Raw genomic sequence first — 16,451 nt, forward strand, 5'->3', positions numbered from 1 at the left:
AATCAGTGGCTCAGATGATAATACTCTTCTTCCATCCGTTGCATTCTTTCCCGTTCCTTTTTGTTATACCAAGGAGAAACGGTAAATGCCAAAAAGTCATTGATCAGGTAAACAGAGCTATTCACGAACATTGCCAAGCTTGCGGAGCCATGTCTGAAGGAAATGTACCAAAGAACCATTTGAGCAAGCCCTGATGCCAACCACCAAAAGTATTGATTATTGTAACGTAAGAAACTGATAATGCCTGCACTTAAGCTAATTGAAAAGGCAATTGCATCAATCCAAGGACGAGGGTCATCCGTAAAGCGTTGAATCAGAAAACCGGAAACAAAGTACACAAGGATCGTACTGATAATTGCCACAAACCAGGTTTTCCCAGTAAACTTGCGAATCTTAGACGCCATATTATGGTTCCACTCTTTACTTAGCAATACGGGAATATCCAGTGTGATCATATACGCGATTTGTTCCCCGATGCTTAAGTAGTTTTTAGCGGAATAGCCTACATAAATAAAGCAAATCGCAGAAATAATTCCTAAAATACCATTGACCGATTTCGCGGCATTAATCGAAAGAATACATAAGACACCTAAAGTCGTACCGATAAACGTGATCACTGTAAGCCATGTGATCGGTTGATTGACTAAGGTCATGATCTGGCAGCCTAAACTAAAGAAAAAGAGGTAATAATTCTGTTGTGGCCAGCCTTTTAACTGATGAAGTAAAAACTTGAAATAATTTAACATAATTGGCTCCTTCTAGAAAACGGTCGTTCTTTATTTAGTAAGAAAAAAAGGACGTTTTAAAAAATCCCTTTTTCCATCTTTTCACTTGAATAATAGCTTGCGTTCTTGAACGTTAATACGTTCAGCTTGTTGGTTTCTTCCTTGATTTGATTGATCACGATTTCTGCTGCCTTTGGATCAGCAACAAAATCATAGCGGTCTCCGTTAATTTGAATTTTGGGACAAATCGTGAAGCTGTCAAACCATTTTTCATAACGTTCATTAACCAGCTTGTAATAATCATATAGCTCTGGATTCGTAGCGATTTGTTCATAATCTCGGCCACGTTTTTCAATCCTCTCCAGCATGACATCAAATGAGACTTTGATGTGTACCAGCAAATCGGGTCTTTTTTTCGGCGCTGTATGCTCCAATTCCTTTAACATCGTATCTAGCAAATGATCGTATTGCTTCACTTCCTCCGAACTTACGCGACCAAGATCTGCATTCAAGTGAAAAAGCAGACTGTCTTCATAAATCGAACGATCCAATACGTTATCTGCTTGCGGCAAGGCATCCTTCATCGCTAAAAAGCGTTTATTCAAAAAGAATACCTGCAACAAAAATGTATATTTTTCTGGATTCGAGTAAAACAATGGCAGTACTTCATTGTCATCCACGTTCTCATAAAATGGTTTTGAGTTCATTTCCTGTGACAACATATCTGTCAGACTGCTTTTCCCCGCACCAATCGTGCCAGCGATCAATAGCATCGTTTCATCCATCCTCTCTCAGTAAACTAAAATTTTCTTTCAAATCCTTGATAATAGTACTCCTATTTTTTTTCGAAGTAAAGTCTAGATTTTGTGTCTATTTCGTGATATGTAAAAAAACAACACAATATATAGTGTTGTTGGGCTAGATGCTTTGAATGTGCTTTCTTATTTAATATACCAGTAAAAAACCCCTTTGCTCATGCAAAGAGGTTTCTAAATTAATACTCAAACTGACGGTAATAGCGACGAATATCCAACGGATGACAATTTAATTTCTCTACATGGGCATCGATTCGTTGGGTCACACAATGCATCAATAGATGTGGCAATACGCGTCCACGGTTTTTCTCACTGATGCCTTCAATCGGATAATCCTTTGAATCAATGAAGGTATAGTTCCCGCAAATACGTGGCAGCAAGTTTTTCACTCGCTCTGCCAATGGTCGCTGTTCATCTTCTCCTAAGAACAAAGTCACTGGCGTTGTTTCGTCCACGATTTCTAATGTACCATGTAAGAATTCCGCTGCATGAATGGATTTAGAACGTAGCCAGCTTTGTTCTTCCCAGTAGCACATCGCGTAAGAATACACGGCTCCCCATTGATTTCCGGCTCCAATAAAGTAATGCATAGCATCATGTCGATGTTTTTCAGCAAATTCACGTCCGAAATCCTCCGCTTGTTTCTCGGCTTCAACTAACCCTTTCGCTAGGTATTGTTCCAGCTCGCCATAGTATTCTTCATAATCAGGGAAATCTCCATTTTTATTCATCAAGCGATCTGCAGCCATAAAGAATTTGATTTGTTCCGTTCCAGGCGCCGGATAAGTAATCACATGATCACAGCTTTCCGCTAAGCTAGTGCCCGCAGTATCAATAAAGCCTAATAGTGTAGCCCCTACTTTTTTCATTTCCTTCACCGCTCGGACGACTTCTTCAGTTGTTCCTGTCACTGAGGAAAGAATGACCAGTGAATCTTTAGTCAATCGACGGTTTCCGGTAGTGTAGTATTCTGCTGCATGCTGTACATATGCTGGTAAATCACTGCGGCCGTTAATGTATGTTACTGCCTGCATAGCCGATGCATAGGTTCCGCCAATCCCTAGATAAAAAATATTGTCATAGCCTTTTTCCATAACTTCGTCGATAATTTGTTCAACCTGTGGACGTAGTGCCAAAGCTCCTTGAATATCATCAATCTGTTGCCGCTCGTTAAATTTCAACATGTTCTAAACCCCTCAACTTTTTATATTTTACTTTTTAATACCGAATCAAAATCATCAAAAATTCGTTTGCTTAAATCAATTCCTTTTGCTGTCGCTGTGCGATAAGCCAATAATTGGAATGGAATAATCAATAGTAATGGTGAGAAAATCTCTGGAATCGTGACAGCTAGGCCCAAAGTATTCTTATCAGAACTTTTTTCTGTGGTTACTTTTAGAATATTTCCGACAGAGCTTTCCATATAATCCGCTAATGCTTGTGATCTGCTTTGATTGACGCTTGGTGTTTCGATGAAGAACAGTGTATGCTCCCAATTTGCTTCTAGATAAGGCCCGTGCATATATGCTTCCAGTTCAAAGCCTTGGCTGGGACGGCGAACTGTTTCCGTGAATTTCGTCTCAAATTCCTTTGCCGTTCCCCAGTTTGGTCCATAGCCTAGAGCAACAAATCGACCACCAAGCTTCAAAAGCGGTTCATGCTGTTTAAAAAACTCATCAGATTGGGCAATGACTGCTGGAATTTTTTCAATCGCCTTCTGTAATTCTTCCTTCAGCTCGACCAAACGTTGCTCATCGATTTTATTTTTCGATACCCCTACTTTGATCGCTAACAAAATCAGCTGTAAAATTGTCGCCGAAAAACCTTTCGTTACAAAACCAACTGTTTCAATTCCAGTGTTTAAATCAATGACAGTATCGACGACTTGAGCAATCGGACTGTCAAGATCACTTGTCAAAACGATTCGTTGAATTTCCTGCTTATCTAATTGCTTCATCGCATCAATTGTCGAAGCACTCTTTCCGCTTTGCGACACACCGATGATTGTATCTGTTCCCTTAATCAATCGTCCATAATGGTTGAAATTATAGGGCTCTTCAATAGTGATGCTCACATCCGCCAGCTGTTCAAACGCAGCCTTCGCAGATAAACAGGCATTGTTGGAAGAGCCGGTAGCTAAAATGGTGACGGTAGCCATTGTAGAAAATTTCGAATCGCTGGAAAAATCATAGTCCTTCAAAATTTTAGCTAATGTTTCCTGTTCTTGATTGATGTAATCAAGCATTGTTTTTGTTGTCATTCTATTCCTCCATTCTTAAAAGAGACCGATCCATGAACCAAGGATGCCAAAAATAGCTAACCCTAATAAAATCGTCAACGCTTTGACTTCCTTTTTCAACAGATAGAAGACTGCTCCGAAAGCGCCTAAGGATAAGATTCTTGGTACGATATCATCAAAAATACTTTGTACGGTCACAGCATTTTCTCCTGTACCGATTTTTAGTGGAATGTTGATATCGATCATTGAGGCGGTCATTCCACCAACAACCATCAACCCAATAATCGAAGCGCCTAATGTTAGACTGCCCATCATGCCGTTTTCTTGAATTTTCTTCAAAAAGCCTGTCCCTAATTTATAGCCCCATGAAGTTGCAAAATAGCGGAACAATAAATGTGGAATATTAAAAATAACCAAGAATAGAATCGGACCTAAGATATTTCCTTGCATGGCTAGTGACGTTCCTACACCTGTAGCGATCAAGCGTAGGGTTCCCCAGAAGAAGGAGTCACCAATGCCGGCTAGCGGACCCATTAATGAGGTTTTAATATTATCAATGGTTGAAACATCAAAATTGGGGTCGTTGGCATTTTCTTCTTCCATCGCTGCGTTAATCCCCAAGATCAGCGTTACAATATGCGGGGTAGTATTGAAGAACTCTAAGTGACGCTTCAATGCGGCAGCCATTGTTTCTTTGGTTTTATACAGCTTCTTCAGGATTGGAATCATGGCGTAGCAGTAGGCGAGATTCATCTGACGTTCATAGTTCCAAGAGAATTCCATTTGGAAAGAGCGCCAAAACACCTTGCTTAAATCTTTTTTCGTGATTTTTAACTCATCTTTTTCATTAGAAGTCATCATCATCAACTACCTCCCCTGTTGAAGTTTGAGCACTATTATTCTGACCGCCGCGCACATTCATAATATTCACCACAACCACCGCAACGATGGCGCCGAAAATAGCGATTCCCGTTACCGGAATTTCTAAATAGGCAGCTAGAGCAAAGCCTAAGAAGAAATACGGAGCCACTTGCTTATTGATTAATAATCTAGCAAGCATGGCAAACCCTAATGCTGGAATCAAACCAGTCGCCACAGATAAGCCGTGTTGAATAAATTCTGGAATCATGGCTAGCAAATTACCAACCGTTTTACTACCTACCATAAATGAGATCATTACGACTAAACCAAGCATCAAAGAAAGTCCCAGACCAGCGGCTAAGTGCATACGCTCGACTCCCTTATAATTGGCTTCTTCAGCGTATTTATCAGCCTTTTGGTTCATAATTGGAATTAAAATTCCAAGATAAATATTTTTCAGAATCAATGTCAAGGTCGCAATTGGCAATCCTAGAAGCAAAGCTGTTTCTGTTCCTGCACCGGCGGTAATCGCAAAGGCGGTTCCTAAAACACCACCAGTAACAACATCCGGCGGAATCGCCGCTCCGACTGAGAAGGAACCAATAAATGCTAACTCTAATGTTGCCCCCATAATAATGCCGGCCTTCATATCTCCTAGTACGATCCCCGTAAATAATCCCGTTACGATTGGTCGGGACAAGAGCGAGGTCCCTAACGCATACTCAGACTGAGCAATAAACGCGACTAACCCAAGTAAAATTGCTTGAATAAGCATATTTCTTCAACCTTTCTTTTTTAAAGAACTTCAGTGACAGCGACTTTTTTATCAGTAGGAACTTGTCGAATTTCAACTTCAATCCCTTTGTTTACCATTTCCTTTAGAACTTCTTCCTCTTCTGGTAGAACATTTACCGCTTTCCCGATGCTTCTTGTGCCTTCTTTTGCCTTTATGCCGCCTAAATTAATTTTTTGGATCTGTGGATACGAATCTGCTAGTTTTTTTGCATCTGCGATCGATTCCACGACGATAAACAATTTATATTTGTCTGTCACGCCGCTTTGAAGTGCCGCAATCGAGTCTTCAATATTTTTGATAACCAATTTGACTCCCTGCGGCTTGGCTAATTTGATCGTTGTTTTACGCAGCTCATTTGTAGGAACGTCATCATTTGCGATCAAAATACAATCGGCTCCCAACCCCTGCGCCCATGAAAACGCCACTTGCCCATGCAATAATCGATGGTCCACTCTTGTTAGTAAAATCATTTTTTTCTCCTCCATTTCTTATGATTAAAATTCTTCTTCTGCTAGTTCCTTTTTGACCACTTGATTACAAAATTGGATCATCTGTTTCGATGACTCCAACGCTGTTTCGATGAGCTGCGGCAGAGATTCAGCGCTTTGCAACTGCATCGTTAGTTCTACTAAAAATGGCAAATTCATTCCTGCGACTAAATAGAAGTTCGAACGATCAATATGGCTTAAGAATTCATTATTTACGCTGCCGCCGAATAAATCAGTCACCACAACCAATTCTTGCTGGTGATACTTTTCCAGCAGTTCATTTACTTCTTTTTCTAAGTCGAAATCTTCTGTTAAATAGCAATCCAATGTTTCCACTGTTATTTGGGTTCCACAGATCAGCGCTAAAGAAGAACGCATTCCTGACGCTAACTTGCCATGGGATGCTAGAACCAGTTTTCTTTCCAATACGATTCACCTCTCAATCTCTTCTACACTTATAATAAAAGCAAGCGGTGTGCCAACTTTAGTGGCGCACCGCTTGCTTTGCTAAAATTCTTCGTCTTTCATAGAAGTATCAGACTTTTCATGGATAATATCAAATATATAAGCGAGTTCAGAATCAGGGATCGTGACACTATAATCTCTTTCTATGACACTAAACGCCTGTTTGATGATTTCCAAGAGTTCTTTTTGACACTGATACAGTTCCGCATAACCTTCGTAGGTCTCAATCGGAACATTTCGTATCAGCCGTTCGATCAAACAACTAACGTGTACATAAAGAGCAAGCTTTTTCGCGTTTGATAGCTGAATTCTTCCAGCCAACTCTAAGTCACGCATAAATAGATCGATCTCACTCATGACCTTATCTGTATCAAGTATGGTAACTGAATCTATGACCTTTTCCAAAGAGAAATTACGAATCACATTGGTATTGAAAATTTGATTTTCTTCCTCCGTCATCACGGATGTTAACCATTCTGTAAGGATCTGCTGTTCATCACCGGAAATCAATTCCTCTAAGGATAAATATGGCATCTTTGGAATTTGAGGATCATCGGTACCAATAATTCCTAACACGTCATAAACTGAAAAAACAGTTTCATCTAGTTTTTTCTCTTCTAAAACACGATACTCGTAAGGAAGTATCTTCAACTCACACGTACTAGGCAAGCTTTTTTCAAGTAAATGACAAATTTGCGCAGCTGTTCCGATTCCTGTTTGACAGGTAGTCAATAACGCTTTGGTTCGGTTTTCCTCAGGATAAATGATTTCCCAATCAAAATGTGCTTCCTCGGCAGATTTAGTTGCCAGCTCATTCAATGTTCGTTGAAACTTGATATTTTCACCCACAGCGATCGCTAGTGGCGTAGTTACGTTGTTCATAATAACGATCGGAACGTTGATTTGTTTTGGAAAGTATTGATAAATTTCCTTGAGACTACCCATATCTACCAGAATAACCAACCCATTTGAGATATCATTGTTTTCACTATAATCTAAAATTTCTTCCGCGATTTGCTGCGGTGTCACATCCAAAGGCATATCAAAGGATTCAAAAACATCTTTTCCTAAAAAGCGATTGGCTACATTGGCGATACTGCTGGCCGTCGCATAGCCATGAGCGACGATTACCGCTTTTGCCATTCCTTGCTCTTTCGTCCAATCAGCCTTTTTCAAATATAGGGTCAATACAATGCGATCCATTGCTGATATTTCGATATCTACCTTTGGCTTACACAGCTCAAGAATTCTCTGAACATAATGATAGCTCGCTGGATAGGCTTCAGAGATTTGCGTTTCTAGCTGACGTATCAGCTCCATGATTTGAGTGTCCTCAGACATCCAACGACTAGAGCCTCGCTGAAATAAGTAGTACCCGACAGCATAGACACTATTACCGTTAAACTTAATCTGATAAGCACTTTCCATTTGTCGAAAAGTTTCACGAACATATTGAGTAAGATACAAGAGCATCTCATGCTTTTGCTGACGATCCGTTTCAAACAGCAGGTAATCAAATAGCTGATCGACGATTTCTTTTAAATTCAATTGACAGTCGCTTAATCGCCCTTGAGACTTTTGATATTCCAAAATCATCTTAGTAAAAGAATCCTCTACTCTTTTCTGACTCTGGGTATTTGCTAACATTAAAGTATCCAGACGCGATTCACTATTGATCAAAACTTCCTCAGGCAGTGAGTTTTGCAAATTAGAACTATTCATTGAAAGCAAGGATTCTGGCAAGTGATAAATAGTCAGCTTTACTGGCTGGTCAGGACTTACTTCAGAAAGCGCCTTAGCTGTCATGACCTTAATGATATTTTTTAGCTCACCGATGTTTCCCTTAAAGTTTCCACTAGCCAATAATTCTAAAGTCTGACCTGTAATCAGCAGTTCCCGTTTGACTTTCGTCTGTTCATGGATCAAAAAAGAATAGATCAATTCTAAACGTTCGTTTCTCGCTCGCTCCTGCAAAGAAGGGATCGTCACCTGAATTGGGATGCGCCGAATAAAGGTATTCAAAAAATTACTTGTCAAATCCTCTGTTGTTGCAAAAAACAATCTGGTATGAACACTTATTGGGTGACTAGTGTCTCCCATTCGATAAATCTCTCCCTGATCTAAATACGTAAAGAGCTTTTCCTGACCTTCCGCATTTAAGCGGTGTACCTCGTCCAAAAACAGTATCCCACCATCAGCGGCTTCAAAGGCTCCCTTCCGATCCGTCTCTGCTCCTGTATAGGCTCCCTTCACACTGCCAAAAAGATTACTCGTCAACAATTCAGGATTGTTCGCATATTGAGCACAGTTTAGGGTGATAAACGGTGCGTCTTCTGGTAACAGCTCTTTTTGAATGCAATAATGATGAACCAGCTTGACTAGATAGCTTTTCCCAGTACCGCTCTCCCCATTGATCAGCACCGGCAGACCACCATCAGGATAATTAAGCGCCGCCTTGATTTGTTCAATGACCCGATTGAGACTTTTATCATGGCCAATCAAAAGCGAAAAGAAGTCCTGCTCTTTCCCAAACATCGGCTGCTCAGCTAAAATCATTTGAACGCTTTCATAATGATTCGTGCGTAACCCAAAAAATTGCTTTTCAAAGGCTCCTTTGTGAAAATAATAAACCGGTCTGGAATTTATTTTTACAAGCTCTCCGCTTTCAGTCAATTGGTTTAAATACTGACTCACGGTGTTTCGTTTAACGTTGAAAATTTCAGCTAATTTGGATGCAGTGAACAATTCGCTTAGATCCTCTAAATTGAGAAAAGCTGTTTGATTCTTTAAATAATTTAATAATTCCTCTTTCATACACTTTCCCCCTTCTCTTTATATTAAAAAAAGCTGATTCAAAGTCAATCATATTTTTCACTTTTCATTAAGCAAGCACGATGCCAGTTATTGTTCCTCTTCTATTTGAAGAACTGTCGGACATTAATCAAAAAAGTTCAACACTTTATGAATGATCAGAAACTGTTGAATAGAGTGTTGAAGATTATTTGACTTGAATTATTCATAGCAAGAAAAGGAAAAATCTGACAAAATAGAAGAAAGCAGGACAAATAATGTCACACTTATCCCCTTCGTTTGTCTAATGGGTTAAAGGAGGGAAATAATGGAAAACGATCAAGAAAGACTACTCGTTGAAGCCTCATTGGCAGGAAATTCCGATGCTTTAGCAGAATTATTAGCTTCGGTTAAAGACAGTGTATTCAATCTTTCTTTAAGGATGTTGGGAAATGTTTTTGATGCTGAGGATGCAACGCAAGAAATTCTGCTTAAGGCAATGACGAACCTATCTTCTTTTAAGCAGTATAGTCGCTTTAGCACCTGGGTTTATCGAATTGCCATCAATTACCTGATAAATAATCAAAAAAAGCGGTCCTTTAAAGAAAAACTGACCTTTGATCTTATGTCAGAGGATCTAGAACAGTCGATTCCAGTAACTGATGAAAATTATTTCGGCTTAGAAGAAGACGAGCTTGCTGAGGAATTAAAACTTTCCTGCACAAATATTATGTTGCAGTGCTTAAGTCCTCAAGATCGCTGTGTTTTTATTTTGGGAACGATGTTTAAAATGAATAGTCAGCTAGCCGGTGGCTTACTAGAAATGACACCGGAAGCCTATCGAAAGAAGCTATCTCGCACACGAAAACGAATGGGAAGTTTTTTGAGTGCTCATTGTGGAGTAGCTGGTGGCAGCTGTGAGTGTAAAAGGAGAATCCCCTTCGCTATTCAACAAAAGCGACTCAATCCTTCCCAGCTCGATTATTCTTCTTTAAAAAAATCAAAGCTAGGAACAATTTTTCATCAAAAACAAAACATGGAATTTTTAGATGAGCAAACCCTTCTATTTGAAACCTTGTCTCACTATCAATCTACTTTTGATCCTCAACAGTTTCTCAAAGAACTGCTTGGATCACAACAATTATCGGAACTAACCCAGGAGGATGGACTTTTATGACCTATAAAAAAATCTTTAACTACTTATCTGAATTAGAGAAAAACAACAACCGTGAATGGTTCCACGAAACAAAGCAAGCTAGGATGGAAGCGACTGAAGCGTTCAATCAATTGATAGACAGCCTCTCTCAAAGTCTTCACGAAAAAGATCCTGACAGTCCCTTGATACCAGCAAAAAATTTAACCTTCAAGCTTAATCGCGATACACGCTTTAGTCATGATAAATCACCTTATAATCCTGTTTTTCGTGCTCATATCGGTCCAAACGGAAAACTACCGATCCCTTGTGGTTACTTCATTTTCTTGAAACCAAACAATCAGTCTTTTTTAGGCGGAGGATTATTTGCGGATATGTTTTCTGACGCTACAGAGTGTATTCGTCAAGCTTTAATTGAACACGAAGCTCAATTTTTCTCGATTATTGAAAAGCCGGCCTTCAAACAATACTATCAGGTGAAAGGAAATCAATTAAAGCGAATCCCGCGGGGCTATGAAGATTATGCTAACACCTCTATTGGAGACTATTTGAAATATAAAAGTATGTACTTAGAACTACCCATTAGTGATGAAGAAATCCTTTCTGCCGATGATTTTGTTACAGAGACCACAGAGAAGTTTCTATTAATGAAAGAATTCAATCAATTTTTGAATACTGCGCTTCGAGACTTCCGTTTTCCCGAACGTAAATAAAACAAAACAGCCAACCCTTTGACAAAGCGGTTGGCTGTTTTCCTCACTGCTTATCTTACAACAACAGCGGATCTTCTTAAATTGTAGCTAGCTTCAAATTTACTAGCGGATACCCAGTATTTGCCAGCATTTGGATCGGAGATATGATACGTATTGTTCGACTCATTGAAGCCATCCAGGGTTACGACGTGGGCATTGTCAATCCCTGTTCCCCACCAGTACTTACCATAGACTGGCTTCGCATAGTTTCCTGTTACATAGACAACAACTGGGTTCCCCTTACGGAGTTCATCCTTTAATGTTTCGACAGAACAGCCGGAAATATCCGCGACCTTCCCATATTTATTCCCCCATTGTGCCAACGGTTTTGCATAAATTGAATGATAGATATTGGGTTTGATCACATCAGGGCGTCCCGAAAAGCCATTGTTAGGATTGTTATTTGGCGACATAGGCATTTCCTTAATAAAGCTCTTCAAATTGTATTTCTTAGCATAGCCCTTATTTTGTAAGGCCTGCAATAATGATGCGGCTTCACAGCCCATCGGATAACCGGCACTATTTTGATTGATGTATGAAGCATTCAGCAAGGCATAGGAAGCGACACTTTGTGATCCGCCAAGAGTGTACCAAGAAATTCCTTCGTTACGCCAACCTCTTTTAATTAAATCGTTTCGTTCACTTAGAAGCATCGTGTAATGGTGGGAACCCGCGCCCCGTGCATTTGGATTGAAAACACGATACATCGGTTGTCCCGTTTTTGGTGTTTTCCAGGCGATTCCCTCATAACGCCAGCCGTGCTTCTTCAGATTATCTCTTTCTTTAGCTGTTAATGTGTAGAAATGTTCGCCAGAATTAGGGTTATATAAGCGATAAAGATCATTTCCAGTTCCATTCACATACATACTGATTCCCTCATTGCGCCAACCAAGTCGAACCAAATAATCACGCTCACCCGCGTTCATAGTATGGAGATGCTCCCCAGAGTTTGGATTATACACACGATAAATGGCGACTCTGGCAGCCGCTTTAGTTGTTGCCGCTCTGCTAACTGCAGCTGAAGAAGATTGCGTCACTGCTTTAGCCGCAGAAGAGGCAGTCTGCTTTTCTACGGGTTGGCTAGATTGAACAGTTGTAGTCTCTTTTTGTTCTTCTACTAGTGCATTTGAGGACACGGGTATTTCCGTCTGCACTTCTTCAGCACTGTTATCTGTCGTTTCAATCTCTTTTTCAGGTTCTGGTTCTTCTACGGTAACGTTTTCTGTTTCGTCATTCTTTTGTTCAATTGAATCATTCTCCATATTATCATTCGAAGTCGGAGCTATCTCAGGAGCATCTAGTTGGGCAGAATCATTCTCAGCTTGTTCAGTTATTCTATCTGTATCAGTTTCAGTTTCTTCAGGATTTGGCGTCGTTGCTTGATTTGACTCATTAGCTTCAATCTCATTGGTCTCTGTGCTGATCGGTTCTTCTGAAACAGCTTGCTGGGTGGATACAGCTTCAATCTCATCGGCGTAGACAGCATTTTTATCGATCCCAATACCAACAGCACCTAAAATCCCTAAGAAAACAATTGGTGCGATTAACCAATTCTTACCTTTTTTGTACATTTTAAAGCGTTTCTTTTCCATTCATTTTCCCCCTACCAAAATTCAAATCAATGCAACTTTTCATCTATCTACATAAAATAAATATTATTTATTATCACAAGTGTATTTTATCAAATTATTAAACAATAATACAAATAATTATTATTAAGTTTTACAGATGCCATAAGTCTCTCTTTATTTACAACATTCAACAAATGAACATTAAAAAAGCCATCAGAAAAATAACTGATGACTCTAAAAATTTAAACTTAGCGTTCTAACTCTCCAATTATTTCTTTCTCACTGTTTGATTGGATAGCAAGAGAAACGAAGCCAGCTAAAACAAAAACTAAAGCAATGAAGGTGAAGGCTCCTTCGTAAGAACCACTAGTATTAACTAATGCCCCAATAATCATTGGTGCAAAAAATCCACCTGAAACGCCTATTGCATTAATAATGGCATACTTTGTAGAAACTTCTCGCTCTGCGAATAATTTTACAGGCAAACTCATCAATGTCGCAAAACCGACACTAGCAGCAGCTACTGCAATCGCTAAAAAGAGCATACTCAGAATTAGTGAATGACTTTTTGAAAGCAGAAAAGCCACAAGTCCACCTGCAATCGAAGCAACTAAGATCACTTGTTTTTCTCGGTTCTTAAAATAGCGGCTAACTGCAGATCCGGCAAATATTGCGCTAATCATCATAACAAAGCCAATTAACGCAGTCATCATCGCCATATTATTCATGCTTAATTGAAATTCATCCACTAAGTACGAGGCAATCCATCCTGTCATCCCGTAAACGGCGGCATTGATGAAAAAGGCAGCAAGTACCATGACCCATACATTTCGATCTTTGATCATCTTGATAAAAGAAACATTCGACTGATTAGCCGTAACAAGAGGCACGCCGGCTGTCTTTGGGATTCCACGTACCATGATCAATCCAATGACCAAGACAATGCTGCCATAAATAAAGTAGGTCATTTTCCAGCCGACGAAAGTTAACAAGGGAGCGACGAGTAAAGGCCCTACAATCCCTGCAAAACCAGAGGAAGCAATCATTGATGACTGAACAGCTCCCCGTTTGGCCGGTTCTACTTCTTTCGTTACAAATCCGCTAACAGCTGACGGATAGCCTGCATGGGCAAATGATCCGGCAATAAAACGGATAAACAGCAGATAAAATAAGGAAAAGCCAAAACCTAAACAAATCATCAAAGTACCAATTAGTAAAATCGCAAAAATCATGACTTTACGGGTACCTAATCGATTGCCCAAAAAACCAAAGGGTATTTGAAATAAGGTATAACCTAGAAAAAAGGCACTCAAAACCAGTCCTTTTTGCCCAGCATTCATTCCTAAATCTTGTGCGATGGGAATAATTGATAGGCTGATAATATTTTTATCGAGATAGACACAGGTATAGCCTAAAAATATTAAAAGCAAAGAGCGATTTATTTTATTTTTTTCCATCATTTTATGCACCTTCGAGAAAAGCCAAAGCAGCTTCTACATAGACATTTGCACCAAATTCCAAAATATTTTCATCTAAAACGATTTTAGGATTATGCAGCATCAGTTCTGTATCAGCCGCGGTGATAAATAATGTGGTTGTTGGGATTCGATGACTGATTTCACCAAAGTCTTCACTTCCCATCATAGGGACTGCCAGTGGTGCTTGTTGAAGAATGTTTGAAGGAAAGACTTTTTCTAACCTAGTTTTTACCGTGGCTGTCACGTCTTGATCTACTTCGTTACTGCAGCAGCCATTCGTAAAATCAACCGTGACCTGTGCCCCAAATGCCTGTCCAATCGCCGCTGAAATTTCAACCATTCGTTTTTTGATCTGTTGACGAACTTCTTCTTTTAAGGTGCGTAATGTTCCTTTCATATAGGCGGAGTTTGGGATTACATTCGATGAACCAGGTGTCCCTCCGACAAATTCACCAATCGTAAGAACAAAGCGTTCTGCTGAACTTATTTCACGTGCTGAAAGGGTTTGTAAGGCATCATAGATTTTAGTAGCAACATTGATTGGATCAATGGATACTTCTGGCATCGAGCCGTGGCTACCGACTCCAGCTACTTTAATTTCAAACCAATCTGCACTCGCCATGAATGTTCCAGCTGGCGCAACCAACACATTTTTTACTGGTAAATTCTTAAATGGAAAAACATGGATCATCGCACCGGCGTTAACTTTAGGATTGTCTAATAAGCCATCCTTTAAACAATCCTTTGCCCCTTGAAGGATCTCCTCCCCTGGTTGAAAAAGTAATTTTACTTTTCCCTTCAACTCCATTTCTCGCTCCTTCAATATTTTCGCAGCACCTAAGAGCATCGTTGTATGCATGTCGTGTCCGCAGGCATGCATCGCGCCATTTCTTGACCGGAAAGATAAGTCCGTGTCCTCCATTAATGGTAGCGCATCCATATCCGCCCGTAATAAAAAAACGTTCTCTCCTTGACCGATCGTACAAGTGATGCCCATTTTTCCGCAGGCTTTTGGTTCATAGCCATATTCAACCAATTTTTGCCAGACAAAGTTTTTAGTAATGGGAAGTGCCATTCCAACCTCTGGATTTTGGTGTAGATGTCGCCGAATACTAATTAATTCTTCTAGTAATTTTGTTTCTTTAATCATTTCCATTTCTATTCCCCCTTTTGGAAAAATCATAGCATATTCCAAAAGCGAATATTTTCTTTTTTTTGATGTCAAATCATCAAAAAAACAATAGTTTCTTCTTACTTAGTTATTTTATAAAAAAAGAGAAGTCAGTTTTTCTGACTTCTCTACGTATTTTGGATTCTATTTTATTTTTAATTCCGCCAATTGTTTTTCTATTTCTTCCTCGTCAGCATCTGCCGCTAATAAAGCACATGCCGTATATGCACTTTCGACTAAAGCTGTATCAAAGAGAGTAACTTTTTTATCCGTCATCTCGATAGCCATTTCTAAGTTCATCTTTGCACTGCCAAGATCGTAAAAGGCTAACAATTGGTCAGCTGTATTCTCCTCGATGGCTTGAGAAATTCGTTCCATTGAAGTTCCAATACCGTCGTCTTCTAAGCCGCCAGCAGTTGTTACAGGAACGTTTTTGGCTACTTCGCCAATGAGACGTTTTAACCCTTCAGGAATTTCTTTTGTGTGAGAAACCAATAGAACACCTCTACTCACTGAAAACACCTGCCTCAATCATAGATTCGAAGAAATAGGCTGATGACATCGCACCTGGATCAATGTGTCCAATCGAACGTTCACCGACATAAGATGCTCGTCCCTTTGTTGCTTTGATATTTTTTGTTTTCTCTACTAAAATTTCAATTGTTGCCGGGTTCAATGTACCGTTATTTAAATTTTCTACTGCAGGGACCCATAAATCTAACATAGTCTTTTCTCCAACAGTCGAATTTCCTCGTTTTTCGATTCCGGCGATAGCCGCTTTAAGTAAAAGCTCTGGATCACTTGTATCTTTGCTGGCTTTCATCATTTCCATCATAGCTGTGCCGTAAAGAGGACCTGATGCTCCACCAACTTTGCTAATCAACGCCATGGCAGCTGCTTTGAAAATATCCGGCAGCTCTCCCGATAGATCTGCTGCCATTACAGCGTCCATCCCGCGAGCCATGTTATTTCCATGGTCGCCATCGCCGATCGGCGTGTCTAGTTCACTCAAATAATCCTTTTTAATTTGAATCTTTTCATTGAATAATTCTAATGTCTTGCGCAAATTTTCTGGTGTAAACATGATGAACCTCCTAATTCGTACGAATACTATTCTTTTGATTTCAGCCTATAGCTATTTTTCGTT

The 16,451-nt window shown here is 39.7% G+C and carries 16 protein-coding genes; 2 read left to right on the forward strand and 14 right to left on the reverse strand.

The genetic code is table 11. The features are described 5' to 3' along the window. Positions 1–2: 2 nt before the first annotated feature. The 9 genes from pnuC to IGI50_RS18320 form a co-directional block, all read right to left on the reverse strand. Positions 3–746: a nicotinamide riboside transporter PnuC gene (pnuC, locus tag IGI50_RS18280; RefSeq protein WP_060789060.1), complete on the reverse strand. Its 744-nt coding sequence runs from the start codon at positions 744–746 to the stop codon at positions 3–5. A 56-nt stretch (positions 747–802) separates the two neighbouring features. Then, the gene (locus tag IGI50_RS18285; RefSeq protein WP_060789061.1) at positions 803–1,510 is read right to left on the reverse strand and encodes a deoxynucleoside kinase; all 708 of its coding nucleotides are present in this window, start codon (positions 1,508–1,510) and stop codon (positions 803–805) included. A gap of 209 nt (positions 1,511–1,719) precedes the next feature. Further along, positions 1,720–2,724 carry an SIS domain-containing protein gene (locus IGI50_RS18290; protein WP_438778022.1) on the reverse strand — a complete coding sequence of 335 codons (1,005 nt, stop codon included), beginning with the start codon at positions 2,722–2,724 and terminating at the stop codon, positions 1,720–1,722. Positions 2,725–2,744: 20 nt separating this feature from the next. After that, positions 2,745–3,800 (reverse strand): SIS domain-containing protein, encoded by a 1,056-nt coding sequence (locus IGI50_RS18295; RefSeq protein ID WP_438778023.1) that lies wholly within the window; start codon positions 3,798–3,800, stop codon positions 2,745–2,747. A gap of 15 nt (positions 3,801–3,815) precedes the next feature. After that, the gene (locus tag IGI50_RS18300; protein WP_371089236.1) at positions 3,816–4,643 is read right to left on the reverse strand and encodes a PTS system mannose/fructose/sorbose family transporter subunit IID; all 828 of its coding nucleotides are present in this window, start codon (positions 4,641–4,643) and stop codon (positions 3,816–3,818) included. After that, a complete protein-coding gene (locus IGI50_RS18305) occupies positions 4,627–5,415 on the reverse strand; it encodes a PTS mannose/fructose/sorbose/N-acetylgalactosamine transporter subunit IIC (RefSeq protein ID WP_010743440.1) in 789 nt (262 codons plus the stop codon). Before IGI50_RS18305 ends, IGI50_RS18300 begins: the two co-directional genes overlap by 17 nt. Before the next feature lie 20 nt (positions 5,416–5,435). Beyond that, the gene (locus IGI50_RS18310) at positions 5,436–5,906 is read right to left on the reverse strand and encodes a PTS sugar transporter subunit IIB (RefSeq protein WP_438778024.1); all 471 of its coding nucleotides are present in this window, start codon (positions 5,904–5,906) and stop codon (positions 5,436–5,438) included. A 24-nt stretch (positions 5,907–5,930) separates the two neighbouring features. Further along, complete coding sequence (locus IGI50_RS18315) at positions 5,931–6,350, reverse strand: PTS sugar transporter subunit IIA (RefSeq protein WP_438778025.1); 420 nt, start codon at positions 6,348–6,350, stop codon at positions 5,931–5,933. A gap of 81 nt (positions 6,351–6,431) precedes the next feature. Beyond that, a complete protein-coding gene (locus tag IGI50_RS18320) occupies positions 6,432–9,203 on the reverse strand; it encodes a sigma 54-interacting transcriptional regulator (RefSeq protein WP_438778026.1) in 2,772 nt (923 codons plus the stop codon). 304 nt (positions 9,204–9,507) lie between these two features. Here IGI50_RS18320 and IGI50_RS18325 point away from each other — a divergent pair, with 304 nt between their 5' ends. Both IGI50_RS18325 and IGI50_RS18330 read left to right on the forward strand, forming a co-directional pair. Continuing rightward, on the forward strand, positions 9,508–10,356 hold the full coding sequence (locus tag IGI50_RS18325; RefSeq protein ID WP_438778027.1) for an RNA polymerase sigma factor: 849 nt from the start codon (positions 9,508–9,510) through the stop codon (positions 10,354–10,356). Continuing rightward, positions 10,353–11,045, forward strand: a complete 693-nt coding sequence (locus IGI50_RS18330; RefSeq protein ID WP_438778028.1) for a DUF2461 domain-containing protein — start codon at positions 10,353–10,355, stop codon at positions 11,043–11,045. Before IGI50_RS18325 ends, IGI50_RS18330 begins: the two co-directional genes overlap by 4 nt. 50 nt (positions 11,046–11,095) lie before the next feature. Here the strand turns inward: IGI50_RS18330 and IGI50_RS18335 are convergent, their stop codons facing one another. The 5 genes from IGI50_RS18335 to dhaL form a co-directional block, all read right to left on the reverse strand. After that, positions 11,096–12,676: a C39 family peptidase gene (locus tag IGI50_RS18335; protein ID WP_438778029.1), complete on the reverse strand. Its 1,581-nt coding sequence runs from the start codon at positions 12,674–12,676 to the stop codon at positions 11,096–11,098. 227 nt (positions 12,677–12,903) lie between these two features. Beyond that, positions 12,904–14,115, reverse strand: a complete 1,212-nt coding sequence (locus IGI50_RS18340; protein ID WP_438778030.1) for an MFS transporter — start codon at positions 14,113–14,115, stop codon at positions 12,904–12,906. 1 nt (position 14,116) lies between these two features. Beyond that, the gene (locus IGI50_RS18345; protein WP_438778031.1) at positions 14,117–15,289 is read right to left on the reverse strand and encodes a M20 metallopeptidase family protein; all 1,173 of its coding nucleotides are present in this window, start codon (positions 15,287–15,289) and stop codon (positions 14,117–14,119) included. 159 nt (positions 15,290–15,448) lie between these two features. Then, positions 15,449–15,817: a dihydroxyacetone kinase phosphoryl donor subunit DhaM gene (gene dhaM / locus IGI50_RS18350; RefSeq protein WP_438778032.1), complete on the reverse strand. Its 369-nt coding sequence runs from the start codon at positions 15,815–15,817 to the stop codon at positions 15,449–15,451. Beyond that, complete coding sequence (gene dhaL / locus IGI50_RS18355) at positions 15,810–16,388, reverse strand: dihydroxyacetone kinase subunit DhaL (RefSeq protein ID WP_070509437.1); 579 nt, start codon at positions 16,386–16,388, stop codon at positions 15,810–15,812. Before dhaL ends, dhaM begins: the two co-directional genes overlap by 8 nt. Positions 16,389–16,451 lie beyond the last annotated feature (63 nt).

It is taken from the genome of Enterococcus sp. DIV0170, from assembly GCF_051710765.1.
Taxonomy (GTDB): Bacteria; Bacillota; Bacilli; order Lactobacillales; family Enterococcaceae; genus Enterococcus_A; species Enterococcus_A raffinosus.